General features: G+C 64.4%; 15 protein-coding genes. 3 read left to right on the forward strand and 12 right to left on the reverse strand.

The features are described 5' to 3' along the window. Positions 1-177: 177 nt before the first annotated feature. The gene (locus IVB54_RS34620) at positions 178-1,002 is read left to right on the forward strand and encodes a sulfite exporter TauE/SafE family protein (protein WP_018454639.1); all 825 of its coding nucleotides are present in this window, start codon (positions 178-180) and stop codon (positions 1,000-1,002) included. Between the two features lie 47 nt (positions 1,003-1,049). Here IVB54_RS34620 and IVB54_RS34625 read toward each other — a convergent pair whose 3' ends face one another. From IVB54_RS34625 to cysG, 12 genes are all read right to left on the reverse strand, one after another. Further along, positions 1,050-1,838 carry a 3-hydroxybutyrate dehydrogenase gene (locus tag IVB54_RS34625; protein WP_018454640.1) on the reverse strand — a complete coding sequence of 263 codons (789 nt, stop codon included), beginning with the start codon at positions 1,836-1,838 and terminating at the stop codon, positions 1,050-1,052. Position 1,839: 1 nt separating this feature from the next. Further along, positions 1,840-3,015, reverse strand: a complete 1,176-nt coding sequence (locus IVB54_RS34630; RefSeq protein ID WP_018454641.1) for a patatin-like phospholipase family protein — start codon at positions 3,013-3,015, stop codon at positions 1,840-1,842. A gap of 78 nt (positions 3,016-3,093) precedes the next feature. Beyond that, positions 3,094-3,597 carry a CAP domain-containing protein gene (locus tag IVB54_RS34635; protein ID WP_026232777.1) on the reverse strand — a complete coding sequence of 168 codons (504 nt, stop codon included), beginning with the start codon at positions 3,595-3,597 and terminating at the stop codon, positions 3,094-3,096. Positions 3,598-3,687: 90 nt separating this feature from the next. After that, the gene (locus IVB54_RS34640; RefSeq protein ID WP_026232778.1) at positions 3,688-4,725 is read right to left on the reverse strand and encodes a sulfate ABC transporter ATP-binding protein; all 1,038 of its coding nucleotides are present in this window, start codon (positions 4,723-4,725) and stop codon (positions 3,688-3,690) included. Beyond that, positions 4,715-5,626, reverse strand: a complete 912-nt coding sequence (cysW, locus tag IVB54_RS34645) for a sulfate ABC transporter permease subunit CysW (protein WP_018454644.1) — start codon at positions 5,624-5,626, stop codon at positions 4,715-4,717. The genes IVB54_RS34640 and cysW overlap by 11 nt, the downstream gene beginning before the upstream one ends. A gap of 10 nt (positions 5,627-5,636) precedes the next feature. Next, entirely contained in the window at positions 5,637-6,473 is an 837-nt protein-coding gene (gene cysT, locus IVB54_RS34650; protein ID WP_083926373.1) for a sulfate ABC transporter permease subunit CysT, read from the reverse strand. A 36-nt stretch (positions 6,474-6,509) separates the two neighbouring features. Further along, on the reverse strand, positions 6,510-7,523 hold the full coding sequence (locus IVB54_RS34655) for a sulfate ABC transporter substrate-binding protein (protein ID WP_018454646.1): 1,014 nt from the start codon (positions 7,521-7,523) through the stop codon (positions 6,510-6,512). 108 nt (positions 7,524-7,631) lie between these two features. Then, entirely contained in the window at positions 7,632-8,363 is a 732-nt protein-coding gene (locus tag IVB54_RS34660) for a phosphoadenylyl-sulfate reductase (RefSeq protein ID WP_018454647.1), read from the reverse strand. Further along, complete coding sequence (locus IVB54_RS34665) at positions 8,360-8,875, reverse strand: DUF934 domain-containing protein (protein WP_018454648.1); 516 nt, start codon at positions 8,873-8,875, stop codon at positions 8,360-8,362. Before IVB54_RS34665 ends, IVB54_RS34660 begins: the two co-directional genes overlap by 4 nt. After that, positions 8,862-10,517 (reverse strand): nitrite/sulfite reductase, encoded by a 1,656-nt coding sequence (locus tag IVB54_RS34670; protein WP_018454649.1) that lies wholly within the window; start codon positions 10,515-10,517, stop codon positions 8,862-8,864. Before IVB54_RS34670 ends, IVB54_RS34665 begins: the two co-directional genes overlap by 14 nt. A gap of 11 nt (positions 10,518-10,528) precedes the next feature. Further along, positions 10,529-10,846, reverse strand: coding sequence for a DUF2849 domain-containing protein (locus IVB54_RS34675; protein WP_007599842.1), 318 nt, complete (start codon positions 10,844-10,846; stop codon positions 10,529-10,531). Beyond that, positions 10,843-12,267: a siroheme synthase CysG gene (cysG, locus tag IVB54_RS34680; RefSeq protein WP_018454650.1), complete on the reverse strand. Its 1,425-nt coding sequence runs from the start codon at positions 12,265-12,267 to the stop codon at positions 10,843-10,845. Before cysG ends, IVB54_RS34675 begins: the two co-directional genes overlap by 4 nt. A 245-nt stretch (positions 12,268-12,512) precedes the next feature. Between cysG and cysD the strand changes: the two genes are divergently transcribed. Both cysD and cysC read left to right on the forward strand, forming a co-directional pair. Next, the gene (cysD, locus tag IVB54_RS34685) at positions 12,513-13,307 is read left to right on the forward strand and encodes a sulfate adenylyltransferase subunit CysD (protein ID WP_026232781.1); all 795 of its coding nucleotides are present in this window, start codon (positions 12,513-12,515) and stop codon (positions 13,305-13,307) included. A 19-nt stretch (positions 13,308-13,326) separates the two neighbouring features. After that, on the forward strand, positions 13,327-15,243 hold the full coding sequence (cysC, locus tag IVB54_RS34690; RefSeq protein WP_018454652.1) for an adenylyl-sulfate kinase: 1,917 nt from the start codon (positions 13,327-13,329) through the stop codon (positions 15,241-15,243). The last annotated feature ends 77 nt before the right edge of the window (positions 15,244-15,320 follow it).

Below are 15,320 nucleotides of genomic sequence, written 5' to 3' on the forward strand. Positions count from 1 at the left end.
GTGCTGCTCTCGGGGAACGGCTGCTTCGAAGCATGCCCGGGAACAACGCGAAACACCTATTTATTGCCAAGGGCACAGCACGATTTTTCTTATTTGGCCCAAGCGGTTGCACCGCAGGGAAAGTTTATTCTACGTCGTATTGCCCAACTGACGAGATAAACCTAAGATTCCCTGGACATGATCGATCCACTCTACGTCGCCTCTGGTTTCGGCGTCGGCCTGCTGGTCGGGATGACCGGCGTCGGCGGCGGTTCGCTGATGACGCCGCTGCTGATCCTCCTGTTCGGGATTCATCCATCGACCGCGGTCGGCACCGACCTGCTCTATGCTGCCGCCACCAAGACCGGCGGCAGCGTGGTGCATGGCTGGTCGCGCAGCGTGCACTGGCCGGCGGTGCTGCGGCTCGCCTGCGGCAGCCTTCCGGCGAGCGCGCTGACGCTGCTGGTGCTCTGGAAGCTCGACCTCAAGAGCGATTCCGAGCGCAATCTCGTCAACCTCGTGCTCTGCTTCGCGCTGCTGCTGACAGCGACCTCGCTGATCTTCCGCAGATCGATCATGGAGCGCTATCGCCGGCGCCTGGAGCAGGTCGATGACCGCGCCACGGCGATCGCGACGGTCGTCACCGGGATCGTGCTCGGTGTGCTGGTCTCGATTTCATCGGTCGGCGCCGGCGCGGTCGGCGTCACCGTTCTGCTGCTGCTCTATCCGCGCCTGCCGGTGGCGACCATCGTCGGGTCCGACATCGCCCATGCGGTCCCGCTGACGCTGATCGCCGGAATGGGGCACTGGGCGCTTGGCGACGTGGATTGGGCGCTGATGGGCGTGCTGCTGTTGGGCTCGCTGCCCGGCATCGTCGTCGGCAGCTTTAGCGCGACGCGCGTGCCCGAGACGGTGCTGCGCCTCACACTCGCCAGCGTGCTGTTCGTGGTCGCCGGCAAGATCATGTTCGCGGAGCTGCACCTGTCCTCGGCATTCGAGACGGCGCTGGCCTGGACGCACTGAACGAAAATGGCGGAGCTCGGCTTCCGCCATTCGCCAGCGATCGCGGTCTACTCCGCGGTCCAGCCGCCGTCGATCGACAGATTCGTGCCGGTGATCTGCGCGGCATCGTCGCCGCACAGGAACAGCGCGAGGGCTGCGACCTGCTCGGAGGTGACGAACTCCTTGGTCGGCTGCGCGTCGAGCAGCACGTCGTTGATGACCTGGTCGCGCGTGAGGTTACGGGCCTTCATGGTGTCGGGGATCTGCTTCTCCACCAGCGGCGTCCAGACATAGCCGGGGCTGATGCAGTTGCAGGTGATCTTGCTGGTCGCGACCTCGAGCGCCACGGTCTTGGTCAGGCCGGCGATGCCGTGCTTGGCCGAGACATAGGCCGACTTGAAGGGCGAGGCGACCAGCGAATGCGCGGAAGCGGTATTGATGATGCGGCCCCAGCCCTTCTTCTTCATGCCCGGGACGGCGGCGCGAATGGCATGGAACGCCGAGGACAGGTTGATCGCGATGATCTGATCCCATTTCTCCGGCGGGAATTCCTCGATCGGCGAGACGAACTGGATGCCCGCATTGTTGACGAGAATATCGACCGAACCAAAGCTCTTCTCGCCGAGCGCGACCATCCCGGCGATCTCGGCCGGCTTGGTCATGTCGGCCGGCGAATAGACCGCCTTCACGCCGAAATCGGACTCGATCTTGGCGCGCTCCTTCTCGATGTCCTCCGGCGAGCCGAACCCGTTGATGACGACATTGGCGCCGGCGGCGGCGAAGGCGCGCGCATAGGCAAGTCCGATGCCGCTGGTCGACCCGGTCACGACGGCGTTCTTGCCTGACAGACTACCCATATTATTCGCTCCTTCTTGGCGGGGGCGCAGTGACGTCCCCCGTGAGATCGTAGGTCACCATGGTCTCGCCGGATTGCGGCCGCTCGAGCCAATCCTTGTGGCGCATCGACAGATGCACGTCACGCACGCCGGCTTCCCAATGCTCGACCATGGCGACATGCGAGAAATCGTAATCCTTGGACGAGGATTCGTAGTTCTTGCTGCGGTAGATCAGGTGCACCACAGTCACGGTGCTTTCGCGCGATACCTTGGCAAGGAATTCCACGGAAGGGTCGTTCTTGAGATAATCGGGCAATTTGGAAATCAGGTCGCGCACGGCCCTGCGGGCGTTGTGCACCTGCTTGTTCTTGTCGGTGTTCATCCGCGTGCGGCTCGAGAAGCGGATGTCCTTCTCGCGCTCGGTCGCCTCGAGTAGCGAGGTCGGCAGATCGCCGCGGGCGCTGAACAGGTCGATCTGGAAGATCAGGAGATCGCGGTCGGTCTCGGCGTCCAGCACGTAGTCGAGCGGCGTGTTGGAGGCAATGCCGCCGTCCCAATAATGCTCGCCGTCGATCACGATGGACGGAAAGCCGGGCGGCAGCGCGCCGGAGGCCATGATGTGCTCGGGTCCGATTTTCTTGCCGAGCTTCCTGAACTCGAAATTGTCGAAATATTTGAAGTTGCCGGAGGTAACGCCGACTGCACCGACCGACAGCCGCGTCTTCAGATCGTTGATGCGGTCGAAATCGACCAGACGCTCCAACGTCTTCTTCAGGGGTGCAGTATCGTAATAGCTCTCGGCCTGGGGGCTGCCGGGCGGCCAGAGCGGCGCGGGCGGCATGCGCGGAACGAAGAAGCCGGGCACGCCGAAGGTCGCGATCAATGCGGCGCTGGTCGAATTGAACAGTTCGCGGCTGTGCTCGCTTTTGCCGATCGGCTTCCACGGCACCGGCGCGGAGACCATCTCCCAGAATTCCTTGAGCCGCTTGACGCGCGTCTGCCCTTCGTTACCGGCGATGATCGCGGCGTTGACCGCGCCGATCGAGATGCCGGCGACCCAGTCCGGCTCGAAGCCGGCATGGCAGAGCGACTGATAGGCGCCGGCCTGATAGGAGCCGAGCGCGCCGCCGCCCTGGAGGACCAGGACACGTTGCGCGTTCGCGGGGATAGTTGCGACTTCCGGGCTATGATCGGTCATGCGGGAACAGTAGCAGATGGCGAGCGACCGTGGCGACAGTCTGCCGCGGCGTCAATGCATCCCGTGATCAAGTCTGGCTTATCGGGAGTCCGTCGAGGCCAGGATCATGGTCCAGAACACCTTGTATTTGGTGCCGGGAGCATAGCCCGCCGCAATGCCCAATTTTGTGACACCGCTCTTGAGCATGTTCGCGCGGTGCGGGGGCGAGTCGCGCCAGCCGGAAAACGCTTCCGCCAGCGTATGATAGCCGGCCGAGACGTTCTCGACCGCAACGGTCGCCGGATAGCCGCCGGCGCTGAGGCGCTTGGCCAGCGGCGCGCGGACGTCATGGTCCATCTTGTTGGCGGCAGCCATGGCCTGGGACTGAGATTCGGCGAGCCGCATCAGTTCGGGGTCGATCACGAGGGTGCCGAGCCCGTTGTTCTGGCGGTATTGCGAGATCATGATCGCTGCGGCCTGCGCGTCGAGCTTTGCGCCCGGGACAGCCATATCGGCATACATCGAGGGCTGCTGGACCGATGCTTCGTTGCCGGCGCAGCCGGCGAGCAGCAAAAGGATTGATATCGCGGCCGCGACGCGCATGAACAGGAGCCCCCAAATCAGGCGCCGTTGTTGCATACCAACCGTGGCTGAAAGGTGAATATTGAGGAAAAATTGACCGGTTGACCCCGCTCAGGCGCCCCCAAATATCCGGTAGCGGCGGGGCTCCAGGCCGATCGTGTCGCCGGCGCGCAGTTCCCTGTCCCGCGGAGCGTCGATCTCGATGGTCTCTCCGCCTGATAATGCCACCTCGGCCCGCTGCACGGGACCGAAATTCCGGACGTGCTGCACGGCGCCCTCGAAGGCACCGCTGCCGGGCGGGCCAACGAGCATGTCGTGCCGCCGCACGAACAGTCTTGACGCGCCAGGCGCAAGCCCATCTGCCGCGAGCTGAAGCGGCCGGTCGCCAAGCCTGATGACGCCGTCGGCGATCAGGACCGGAAGCTCGATGGATTCGCCGATGAAGCTGTGGACGAAGGCGGTCGCCGGGCTCTCATAGACGTCATCGGGCGAGCCGATCTGCTCGATCTTGCCCTTGTCCATCACCACGACGCGGTTGGCGACTTCGAGCGCCTCCTCCTGGTCATGGGTGACGAAGATCGAGGTGACGTTGATCTCGTGGTGCAGCGAGCGCAGCCATTTACGCAGCTCCTTGCGCACCTTGGCATCAAGCGCACCGAAGGGTTCGTCGAGCAGCAGGATACGTGGCTCGATCGCGAGCGCGCGGGCCAGCGCGATGCGCTGGCGCTGGCCGCCGGAGAGCTGGCTCGGGTAGCGGTCGGCGAGCCAATCGAGCTGCACGAGATCGAGTAGCTCCTTTACGCGCGCACGGATGGTCGCTTCGTCCTTGCGGATCGCGCGCGGCTGCACGCGGAGGCCAAAGGCGACGTTCTCGAACACCGTCATGTGGCGGAACAGCGCGTAGTGCTGGAATACGAATCCGACGTGCCGCTCGCGCGCGCCCTGCGCCAGCGCGTCCTCGCCGTTGAAAGATACCTCCCCGGAATCGGGCCAGTCCAGCCCCGCGATGATCCGCAGCAGCGTGGTCTTGCCGGAGCCAGACGGACCGAGCAGCGCGAGCAGCTCGCCGTCATTGACCTTGAGGTCGACGCCGTCGAGAGCTTTGAAGCTGCCGAACTTCTTGACGAGATTCCTGACTTCAATGCTCACTTGCGTCATGTCCTTCGTCGAGATGATTTTCGAGAACGGTTTTCGCGACCAGCGTGATCAGCGCCAGCATCGCGAGCAGCGAGGCGATCGCGAACGCCGCGACGAACTGATATTCATTGTAGAGAATCTCGACCAGGAGCGGCATCGTGTTGGTCTCGCCGCGGATATGGCCGGAAACGACGGAGACCGCGCCAAACTCGCCCATCGCGCGCGCGTTGCAGAGCAGGACGCCGTACAGCACGCCCCATTTGATATTGGGCAGCGTGACGCGGAAGAAGGTCTGCAGGCCCGAGGCGCCGAGCGAGATCGCGGCCTCCTCCTCCTGCGTGCCCTGCTCCTGCATCAGCGGGATCAACGCCCGCGCCACGAAGGGGAAGGTCACGAAGGTGGTCGCAAGCGCGATGCCCGACACCGCGAACAGGATCTGGATGTCGTGATCGCGCAGCCAGCCGCCGAAATAGCCCTGCGCGCCGAACAGCAGCACGAAGACGAGGCCCGAAATCACCGGGCTGACCGAGAACGGCAAATCGATCAGCGTGATCAGGAAGGTCTTGCCCGAGAATTCGAATTTTGCAATCGCCCAAGCCGCGACCAGGCCGAAGACGAGATTGAGGCCGACGGAAATTGCAGCAACCAACAGCGTCAACTTGATCGCGGACAGCGCCTCCGGGTCGGTCAGCGCGGCGAAATAAGCGCCAATTCCCTTCGAGAAGGCCTGCGCGAACACCACGACCAGCGGCAACACGACGAAGACTGATAGAAAGGTCATCGCCAGCGCGATGATGACGATGCGGACCGCGCGCGGTTCGGTGCGAAGGTTGTTCCGCGCGGCGGCTGCGTACGCGCGTGCCTTGGCGTCGGAGGCCGGGAGTGGGACGGAATCTGCGATCTGCATCGTCATGGCCCCGTCCTCACCGCACCGGAATCCGGCTCTGCGCCCAGCGCTGGAGCCGGTTGACCGCGAAGATAATGACGAAGGACACGACCAGCATGACAACCGCGATGGCGGTCGCATCGGCATAGCGGAATTCGGAGAGCCGGATCACGATCAGCAGCGGCGCGATCTCGGAGACGTTGGGCAGATTGCCGGCGATGAAGATCACCGAGCCGTATTCGCCGACCGCACGCGCGAAGGCGAGCGCGAGTCCGGTGAGCAGCGCCGGACCGAGCGAGGGCAGGATCACGCGAATGATGGTCTGCCAGCGGCTCGCGCCAAGGCTGCCCGCGGCCTCCTCGATCTCTGGGTCGAGATCCTGGAGCACCGGCTGCACCGTGCGCACCACGAACGGGATACCGATGAAGATCATGGCGACGAAGATGCCGACCGGCGTGAACGCCACCTTGATGCCGGCCGCCGCAAGCGGCGCGCCGAGCCAGCCCTTCTCGGCGAACAACGCGGTCAGCGCGACGCCGGCAACCGCCGTAGGTAGCGCGAACGGCACGTCGACGATGGCATCGAACAGCCGCCGACCGGGGAAGCGGTAGCGCACCAGCGCCCAGACGATGATGCTGCCCATCACCAGATTGACGCAGGCGGCTGCGAAGGCGAGTCCGAAGGACACGCGCAACGCATTCAGGGTGCGGCGGCTGGAGAGGATGTTCCAAAACTGCTCGGGACTCAGCTCGACCGATTTCAGGAACAGGCCGGCGAGCGGAATCAGGATGATGATCGACAGCCAGGATAGCGTCAGCCCCATGGTGAGACCGAAGCCCGGCAATGTCCGGCGTCGTGCTGCGATTGCGCTCACCAGGCCCCCTGTTTAAGCCCCGCCGACAGCGCCCGATCAGTTCTTGTAGATCTGATCGAAGACGCCGCCGTCGGCAAAATGTTCCCTCTGCGCCTTGGTCCAGCCGCCGAAAAGTTCGTCGATCGTGAACAGCTCGACCTTCGCGAAGGAGTTTTCATGTTTTTTGGCGATCTCGGGATCGCGCGGACGATAGAAGTTGCGCGCCGCGATTTCCTGACCTTCCTTGGTGTACCAATATTGCAGGTAGGCATCGGCGACACTACGGGTGCCTTTTTTATCGGCAACCTTATCGACGATCGTCACCGGCGGTTCCGCCAAGATCGAGAGCGGCGGCGCCACGATCTCGAATTTCTCCGGACCGAATTCCTTGAGCGCCAGGTACGCCTCGTTTTCCCAGGCGAGCAGCACGTCGCCGACGCCGCGCTCGACGAAGGTCACGGTCGCGCCGCGCGCACCGGTGTCGAGCACCGGCACCTGCTGATAGAGCTTTCCGATGAAATCCTTGGCCTTGTCCGCCGAGCCGTATTTCTTCTGCGCAAAGCCCCAGGCGGCCAGATAATTCCAGCGCGCGCCGCCTGACGTCTTCGGGTTCGGCGTGATCACGGCGACGCCGAGCTTGAGCAGATCGTCCCAGTCCTTGATGGCCTTGGGATTGCCCTTGCGGACCAGGAACACAATGGTCGAGGTATAGGGCGACGAGTTTTGCGGCAACCGTTTCTGCCAGTCGGCCGTCGTGAGGCCTTTGCCCGCGATGGCGTCGATGTCGTAGGCGAGCGCAAGCGTCACCACGTCGGCCTGCAATCCGTCGATCACGGCGCGCGCCTGCGAACCGCTGCCCCCATGCGACTGCTTGATCTCGACGCTCTTGCCGGTTTCCTTCTGATAGGCACTCGCGAACGCCTTGTTGAACTCGACATAGAGCTCGCGCGTCGGATCGTACGAGACGTTCAGCAGAGTGATGTCAGCGGCAAGAGCCGCGCTTGCCAACAAGCCTGTCACGAGCAGTCCTGCCGCGAGCGGAACGATACGACGCATCATGTCCATCTCCATTCACATCAATGACGTCGGCGTCATCGATGGCAGGCATAACTCGGGGCGAAACGCGCTTAAGTCAACGGAACCGGATTTTCTTGTTCGTAGCCGGGCAGCGTAACTTTGCTACGAAGTCTTCATCGTGTGGATGCCGCATTCCGTCTTGGCCCGGCCACGCCAGCGACCGGCACGCTCATCCTCGCCTTCGGCCGTTCTGCTCGTGCAAGGCATACACCCAACCGATAGAAATCCCGACGCGACCAGGGGATGACGCGGCAATTTGGCGCGGGCGAAAATCGCCTCGAGTTCCTCCCGCGAGACATTGGCGAAGGGATTGAACTTCAACCGCGTACCGTCGTCCTCGACCACCGGGATGTCGGCGCGCGAGTTGCCCTGGAAGCGCTTGCGGCCGTTGAGCCATGCATCGAACGGTTTCAGCGCCCGCGCCAGCGGCTCGACCTTGCGGATACGGCAGCAAGCGTCGGGATCGGAAAACCAGAGGTCGCGGTCGGGATCTCCGCGCGACAGCGTCTCCTCGGCAGGCTTGATCGAGCGGACGTCCTTCAGGCCCAGCGTCGCGATCAGCGTATCACGATAGGCCAGCGTCTCCTCGAACAGCCAGCCGGTGTCGAGGAAGATCACCGGGATCGCCGGATCGACATCCGCCATCACCTTGAGCAGCGTCGCCGATTCCGTACCGAAGGACGACACCAGCGCAAGCTTGTCGCGCCCGACCGTCTTCAGCGCAGCGGCGATGATTTCGGCGGGCGAGGCATCGCGCAAGGCGCGATCGAGGTCCTCCGCCGAGGGCAGCGCCGAGGCGGAGATTGCCGAAATTGGAGACGCGATTGCGTTCACGTGCCGACACCCTCGGAATGACGCAGCTGCATGCGCCGGTGCAGCGCCGTGATGCGGCCATCGCCGGTGGGCTGGTAGAAGACCGAATAGCGCTTCGCGGTCTGCATGAACGCTTCCGCGTCGGCCTGCTTCTTGACGTCGAAGGAATCGAAGCCAGCGCGCAGCATGAACACGAACTGGTCCCGCAGGATCTGGCCCGTCGCACGCAACTCGCCGCGGTAATTGTAACGCTCGCGCAGCAGCCGCGCCTGGCTGTAGGCGCGTCCGTCGCGGAAGGTTGGGAACACCAGCGCGACGACGGCAATCTTGCCGAGATAGGGCACCAGCTCGGCGATGTCGCGATTGTTCGGCCAGATCACACCGACCTTGCCGGTCCGCTTGAGCAACGCATCCGCCTCGCCAACGAAACGCTCGGCCGGCACCAGAATGTCGCCGCCCTCGGGCAGCGGCGTGTCGACGGCGAGCTTGACGAAGCTGTCGTCGGCGATCTTTCCGCCGTTAACGAGTGGCATAAACGCGCTCCTTGAAGGGTTCGACGCCGAGGCGTTTTACCGTGTCCATGAACAGCTCTTCGGGCCGCTCGCGCAGCGCCAGATAGGCTTCCACGATGTCCTCGACGACGTCGGCGACCTCGTCGAACTTGACGCCGGGGCCGATCAGATTGCCGAGTGCGGCACTCTCGTCGGCGCGCCCGCCGATGGTGATCTGGTAGACCTCCTCGCCGTTCTTCTCGACGCCGAGAATGCCGATATGACCGACATGGTGATGGCCGCAGGCGTTGATGCAGCCGGAGATGTTGATGTGCAACCGGCCGATCAGATTGGCCAGCTCATGATTGGCGAAGCGCCGCGTCAGTTCCTGCGCGATCGGGATCGAGCGCGCATTGGCCAGCGAGCAATAGTCGAGACCCGGGCAGGCGATGATGTCAGTGATCAGATTGACGTTCGGCGTCGCCAGCCCGAGCTTGTCGAGCGCCTTCCACAGCGCCGGCAAGTCACGCTTGGCGACATGCGGCAGAGCGAGGTTCTGCTCGTGGCCGACGCGGATCTCACCGAAGGAGTATTCGTCGGCGAGATCGGCGAGCGCATCCATCTGCTCGGCGGTGGCATCGCCCGGAGGCGCGCCGATCGGCTTCAGCGAGATCGTGACGATGGAATAGCCCTGGGCCTTGTGCGGGGCCACCGAGTTCTTGCGCCATGCCTCGAAATCGGGATCGGCCGCGGCCTGGCGCAGCTCGTCCGGCATGTGCGGCAGCTTCTCGTAGGCAGGATAGGTGAAGCGCGAGCGGATGTCCTCGACCACCTCGTCGTCGATCTGGAGCGAGGAGTTGCGGATGTGCTGCCACTCCTCCTCGACCTCGCGCGAGAACTTCTCGATGCCGAGCTCGTGCACCAGGATCTTGATGCGCGCCTTGTAGATGTTGTCGCGGCGGCCGTACTGGTTGTAGACGCGCAGAATCGCCTCGATGTAGCTGAGAATGTCGCGGCCGTGGACGAAATGCTTGATGGTCTTGCCGATGAACGGCGTGCGTCCGAGCCCGCCACCGACCAGCACCTCAAAGCCGGTCTCGCCCTTCTCGTTCTTGATCAGCTTCAGCCCGATGTCGTGGATCTTGATCGCGGCCCGGTCGTGGTCCGACGCGGTGATCGCGATCTTGAACTTGCGCGGCAGGAACGAGAATTCCGGATGCAACGTGGTGTGCTGGCGGATCAGCTCCGACCAGATGCGGGGATCCTCGATCTCGCCGGGCGCGACGCCGGCCCACTGATCCGAGGTGACGTTGCGCATGTTGTTGCCGGAGGTCTGCATCGCATGGATGCCGACCTCGGCGAGATCGGCCAGCGCATCCGGCAATTCGGCGAGCTTGATCCAGTTGAACTGGATGTTCTGCCGCGTCGTGAAATGGCCGTAGCCACGGTCGTATTTGCGCGCGACGTGGGCGAGCGCCCGCAGCTGGTTCGACGCCAGCGTCCCGTAGGGGATCGCGACGCGGAACATATAGGCGTGCAGTTGCAGATAGACGCCGTTCTGCAGCCGCAGGATCTTGAACTCGTCCTCGGTGAGCTCGCCGGAGAGGCGGCGCTTCACCTGGTCGCGGAATTCCGAGACGCGCTCGTTGACGAGCGTGCGGTCGATTTCATCGTAAGCATACATAAGAAAGCGCCTTAAACCTGAACCGGCTGTCCGATGGTCACGCCGGTGCGGCGGATCTGTTCGCGCAGATTTCCGGGTTCGACCTTGCCGTCTGCACCGACCTGTACCGGCGCGATATAGGGGCCGATCGCGCCGACGTCATCGGCAACGGATTCCGCAAGCAACGCCTTCGCCTCGTCGGAGTTGCGCACGATCGCGGCTTCCGACAGGTCCGCGGACCAGCTCTTGGCGGCGGTGCGGTAAACCACGATGCCGTCCCAGGTGCGGTTGGCGGTCACGACCGAGGGGCCGGCGATCTTGATCTTCTTCTGTTCAAGCGGGGAGGTCATTCGGCTGCATCCAATAGGTCAGAGATGATTTGCTTTGGGGTTTGGCGGCGAAGCGAGCCGGCATGCCGGACCACATCGCCGATGATGAGAATGGCGGGACCGCCGTTGGTCCGGCGGACCAGTTCGGGCAGATCGCGCAGCGTGCCGATCTCGCCTTGCGCATCGGGACGCGTGACGCGGGCGAATACGCCGACCGGCGTCTCCGGCGAACGGCCGGCGGCCAAGAGGCCGGCGCGTATGGCCGGCGCAGCCGTCATGCCCATGTAGACCACGACGGTCATCCTGGCGTCGGTCAGCGTCGACCAGTCCACGACTTCTGCGTCGCGCGCCTTGTGCGCGGTGAGGAAGGTGATGCGCGTTGCTTCGTGACGATAGGTGAGCGGCACCTCGAAATCGGCGGCGCCGCCGAGACCTGCGGTGATGCCGGGAACGATCGAATAGGCAAGGCCGGCGGCACGAAGTGCTTCGACTTCTTCGCCGCCGCGGCCGAACACGAAGGGATCGCCGCCCTTCAGCCGCACCACACGCTGGCCGGATTGCGCGGCCTCGATCATGCGCTTGTTGATGGCGTCCTGCCCGATGCCGGGCTTGCCGACGCGGCGGCCGACCGGCACGCGCGTGGTGTCACGGCGGATGCGGTCGAGAATTTCAGGCGAGACCAGCTCGTCATGGAAGACGATGTCGGCATCCTGGAGCGCGCGCAACGCCTTGATGGTGAGCAAATCCGGATCGCCAGGCCCGGCGCCGACCAGCGCGACGGATCCTTCCGGCTTGTCGGCCCGCGCGAACGCGGATGGATCTGAAATCGCCTTGAGCGCTGCGTCCGCCTCGCCTTTGCGGCCGGCCAATACGGCGGCACCGATCGGGCCGTCGATGACGCGCTCCCAGAAGCGGCGGCGCAGCGGAAACTCGGCAATACGTTCGTTGATGGATTTGCGGAAGCCGCCGATGAACTCGGCGAGCTCGCCGATGCGCGCCGGCAGCAGCGCCTCGATCTTCTCGCGCACGCGCCGCGCCACCACCGGCGACGTGCCGCCAGTGCCGACGGCGACCACGACATCGCCGCGATCGACGATCGCCGGAAAGATGAAGCTCGAATGCTCGAGATCGTCCATGACATTGACCGGCAGGCCGAGCGCCTTGGCGCGGACCGACATCGCCACGCCGACATCGCCGGCGCCGGCGCAAACCACCGCGATGATTCCCGAGAGATCGGCGGTCAGCGGATCGGTGGCCGAGATGTCGATACGCGCCGCGTCCTCGGAGCTCAGACCCAGGTCGTGATTGCCATCGATCGCATGCACGCGAATGCGCGCACCGGCAGCGGTCAGCACGCGCAGCTTGGCGCGCAAAAGCTCACCCGCACCGATGAGGACCACCGGACCGGCCTTGAGATCGAGGAACACGGGCAAGAACCGCATACGATACTCGCTTACCCCACATGCGGGGTTGACTGGAATTATTTTCTATATATGTGTCGTTTCAGGCGCGCAAAGAGAAAATTTTTTCTTCTCTCTTGCACCGCAACTATAGAATTTTCGCCTCCAAACGCAAAGTGGCAGAGATGCATCTTCTCAAGGACAATTCCACTGCTGGCGGGCTGAGCAGCCCCGCTCTCGCCGAGCGCGTGCCCGCGCAAGAATTTTCTTCTGACCTTGCCCCGAGCATGGACCATCTCGACCAGCTCGAGGCCCAGAGCATCTACATCTTCCGCGAAGCCTTCGGCCGCCTCAAGAAGATCGCCCTGCTGTGGTCGCTCGGCAAGGACTCCAATGTCATGATCTGGCTGGCGCGCAAGGCATTCTTCGGCCGTCTGCCGTTCCCGGCCCTCCATGTCGACACCGGCAAGAAGTTTCCGGAGATGTATCGCTTCCGCGATCACTACGGCAAGGAATGGGATCTCGATCTGCGCGTCGAGCCCTGCCCGCCGATTGATGCCGTCGACCCAACGCTGCCGCCCGCCGCCCGTTCCGCCGCGCGCAAGACCGAGGGCCTCAAGATGGCGCTCGCCAAATACGGTTTCGACGGTCTGATCGCCGGCATTCGCCGCGATGAGGAGGCGACGCGCGCCAAGGAGCGCGTGTTCTCGCCGCGCGGCTTGGAGGGTAATTGGGACGTGCGCGACCAGCCGCCGGAGTTCTGGGATCATTTCAATGCGTCGCCGCCGCAGGGCGCGCATTTGCGCATCCATCCGATCCTGCATTGGACCGAGTCCGATATCTGGGCCTACACCAAGCGCGAGAACATCCCGATCATCCCGCTGTATCTGTCGCAAAACGGCAAACGCTATCGCTCGCTGGGCGATCAGGACATCACCAATCCGGTCGCCTCAAACGCGTCGACTATCGACGAGATCCTGATCGAACTCGAGCAGACCAAGGTGCCGGAACGTTCCGGCCGCGCGCTCGACCACGAGACCGAGGACGCTTTCGAGCGCCTGCGCGTCGCCGGCTATCTCTGATCAAGGACGCGAGCGTCGTATGAACATGATCGTCACCCCCGCATCGCCCGCCACCCCGAACGGCACCACGCGTCCGCAGGTCCGCATCGTCATCGTCGGCCATGTCGACCACGGCAAGTCGACGCTGGTCGGCCGCCTGCTGCACGAGACCGGCAGCCTGCCCGACGGCAAGCTCGACATGCTCAAGGCCGTCAGCGCGCGGCGCGGCATGCCGTTCGAATGGTCGTTTCTGCTCGACGCGCTCCAGACCGAGCGCGACCAGGGCATCACCATCGACACCACGCAGATCCGCTTCCGCACCAATTCGCGCGACATCGTACTGATCGACGCGCCCGGCCACGCCGAATTCCTGCGCAACATGATCACCGGCGCCTCGCAGGCGGACGGCGCGGTGCTGATCATCGACGCGCTCGAAGGCGTGCGCGACCAGACGAGGCGGCACGGCTATCTCCTGCATCTGCTCGGCGTGAAGCAGGTCGCGGTCGTCGTCAACAAGATGGACCGCGTCGACTTCTCCGCAGCGCGCTTCAAGGAGATCAGCGACGAGATCTCGGCGCATCTGCAAGGCCTCGGTGTGAAGCCCACGGCCGTGATCCCGATTTCCGCCCGCGAGGGCGACGGCGTCGCTGAGCGCACCGACCGCATCGGCTGGTACAAGGGTCCGACCGTGGTCGAAGCGCTTGACCGGCTCGAGCCGGCCCGGCCGCTGGAAGCGCTGGCGCTGCGGCTGCCGGTGCAGGCGATCTACAAATTCGACGATCGCCGCATCGTGGCGGGCCGGATCGAATCCGGCAGCCTGGTTGCCGGCGACGAAATCGTGATCATGCCCGCCGGCAAGATCGCCAGAATCAAGACGGTCGAGAGCTGGCCGGTGACGCCGGTCGCAGGCCGCCAGGGTGCGGGCCGCTCGGTCGGCATCACGCTCGACCGCGAGCTGTTCCTCGAGCGCGGCGACATCATCGCGCATGCCAACAGCGCGCCGCGCGAGACACGACGGCTGCGCGCGCGGATCTTCTGGCTGCACGACAAGCCGCTGGCCAAGGGCGACCAGCTCCTGGTTCGCTGCGGACCGAAGGAAAGCCGTGCCACCGTCGTCGCCATCGAGAAGGCGGTCGATCCCGGTGAGCTGTCGAGCGTCGAGAACAAGGCAATCGGCCGCAACCACGTCGGCGAGATCGACATATCCCTTTCGAATCCGATTGCCACCGATCCCTACACGGAAAATCCGCGCACCGGCCGTCTCGTGATCGAGGTGTCCGGGCGCATCGCCGGCGGCGGTCTCGTGCTGTCGGTCGATGCCGGCCAGCGCGCCTTGCCCGTCGACATCGTGCCGGTGGAATCCGCGCTGCGGCCCGACGAACGCTCCGCGCGCTATCGTCACAACGGCGCCGTGGTCTGGCTCACCGGCCTCCCCGCCTCCGGCAAGTCGACTCTAGCCAAGGCGCTGGAGCGGCGGTTGTTCAGCAATGGCGGCTCACCGATCCTGCTCGACGGCGACACGCTGCGTGCCGGGCTCAACAGCGATCTCGGCTTCTCGGCCGCCGATCGCAGCGAGAACATCCGCCGCCTCGCCGAAGTCGCGACGCATCTCGCCCGTAACGGCCACATCGCCATTGTCGCCGCCGTCTCGCCCGCCCGCGAGGACCGCGCCACCGCGCGCCGCATCGCCGACACGTCGTTCCGCGAGATCTACGTCGCGACGCCGGCGGAAATTTGCGAGGAGCGCGACCCCAAGGGCCACTACAAGAAGGCCCGCGCCGGCACGCTCGCGTCGTTCACCGGTATCGGCACCGACTACGAGCGGCCCGAGGCCGCCGAGCTCGTGATCGACACCTCGACGCGGACGGTCGCCGAGGCGGCGGACGAGATCGAACAGATGCTCAAGACGACCGGCGTGCTGTTCGACGAACTCGTGGACCTCGCCGCGAATATTTGAAGCCGGGCTGCTGCTCCGCTGTCGTCGCCCGGCTTGACCGGGCGACCCAGCATTCCACCGACAGCAGTGATTCAGGC

Source organism: Bradyrhizobium sp. CW1, assembly GCF_023100665.1.
Lineage (GTDB): Bacteria > Pseudomonadota > Alphaproteobacteria > Rhizobiales > Xanthobacteraceae > Bradyrhizobium > Bradyrhizobium canariense_D.

Coding starts and splice junctions, on each gene's coding strand:
- IVB54_RS34620 (WP_018454639.1), top strand. CDS start 178: ATGATCGATCCACTCTACGTCGCCTCTGGTTTCGGCGTCGGCCTGCTG.
- IVB54_RS34625 (WP_018454640.1), bottom strand. CDS start 1,838: ATGGGTAGTCTGTCAGGCAAGAACGCCGTCGTGACCGGGTCGACCAGC.
- IVB54_RS34630 (WP_018454641.1), bottom strand. CDS start 3,015: ATGACCGATCATAGCCCGGAAGTCGCAACTATCCCCGCGAACGCGCAA.
- IVB54_RS34635 (WP_026232777.1), bottom strand. CDS start 3,597: ATGCGCGTCGCGGCCGCGATATCAATCCTTTTGCTGCTCGCCGGCTGC.
- cysW (WP_018454644.1), bottom strand. CDS start 5,626: ATGACGATGCAGATCGCAGATTCCGTCCCACTCCCGGCCTCCGACGCC.
- IVB54_RS34655 (WP_018454646.1), bottom strand. CDS start 7,523: ATGGAGATGGACATGATGCGTCGTATCGTTCCGCTCGCGGCAGGACTG.
- IVB54_RS34665 (WP_018454648.1), bottom strand. CDS start 8,875: ATGCCACTCGTTAACGGCGGAAAGATCGCCGACGACAGCTTCGTCAAG.
- IVB54_RS34670 (WP_018454649.1), bottom strand. CDS start 10,517: ATGTATGCTTACGATGAAATCGACCGCACGCTCGTCAACGAGCGCGTC.
- IVB54_RS34675 (WP_007599842.1), bottom strand. CDS start 10,846: ATGACCTCCCCGCTTGAACAGAAGAAGATCAAGATCGCCGGCCCCTCG.
- cysG (WP_018454650.1), bottom strand. CDS start 12,267: ATGCGGTTCTTGCCCGTGTTCCTCGATCTCAAGGCCGGTCCGGTGGTC.
- cysD (WP_026232781.1), top strand. CDS start 12,513: ATGGACCATCTCGACCAGCTCGAGGCCCAGAGCATCTACATCTTCCGC.
- cysC (WP_018454652.1), top strand. CDS start 13,327: ATGAACATGATCGTCACCCCCGCATCGCCCGCCACCCCGAACGGCACC.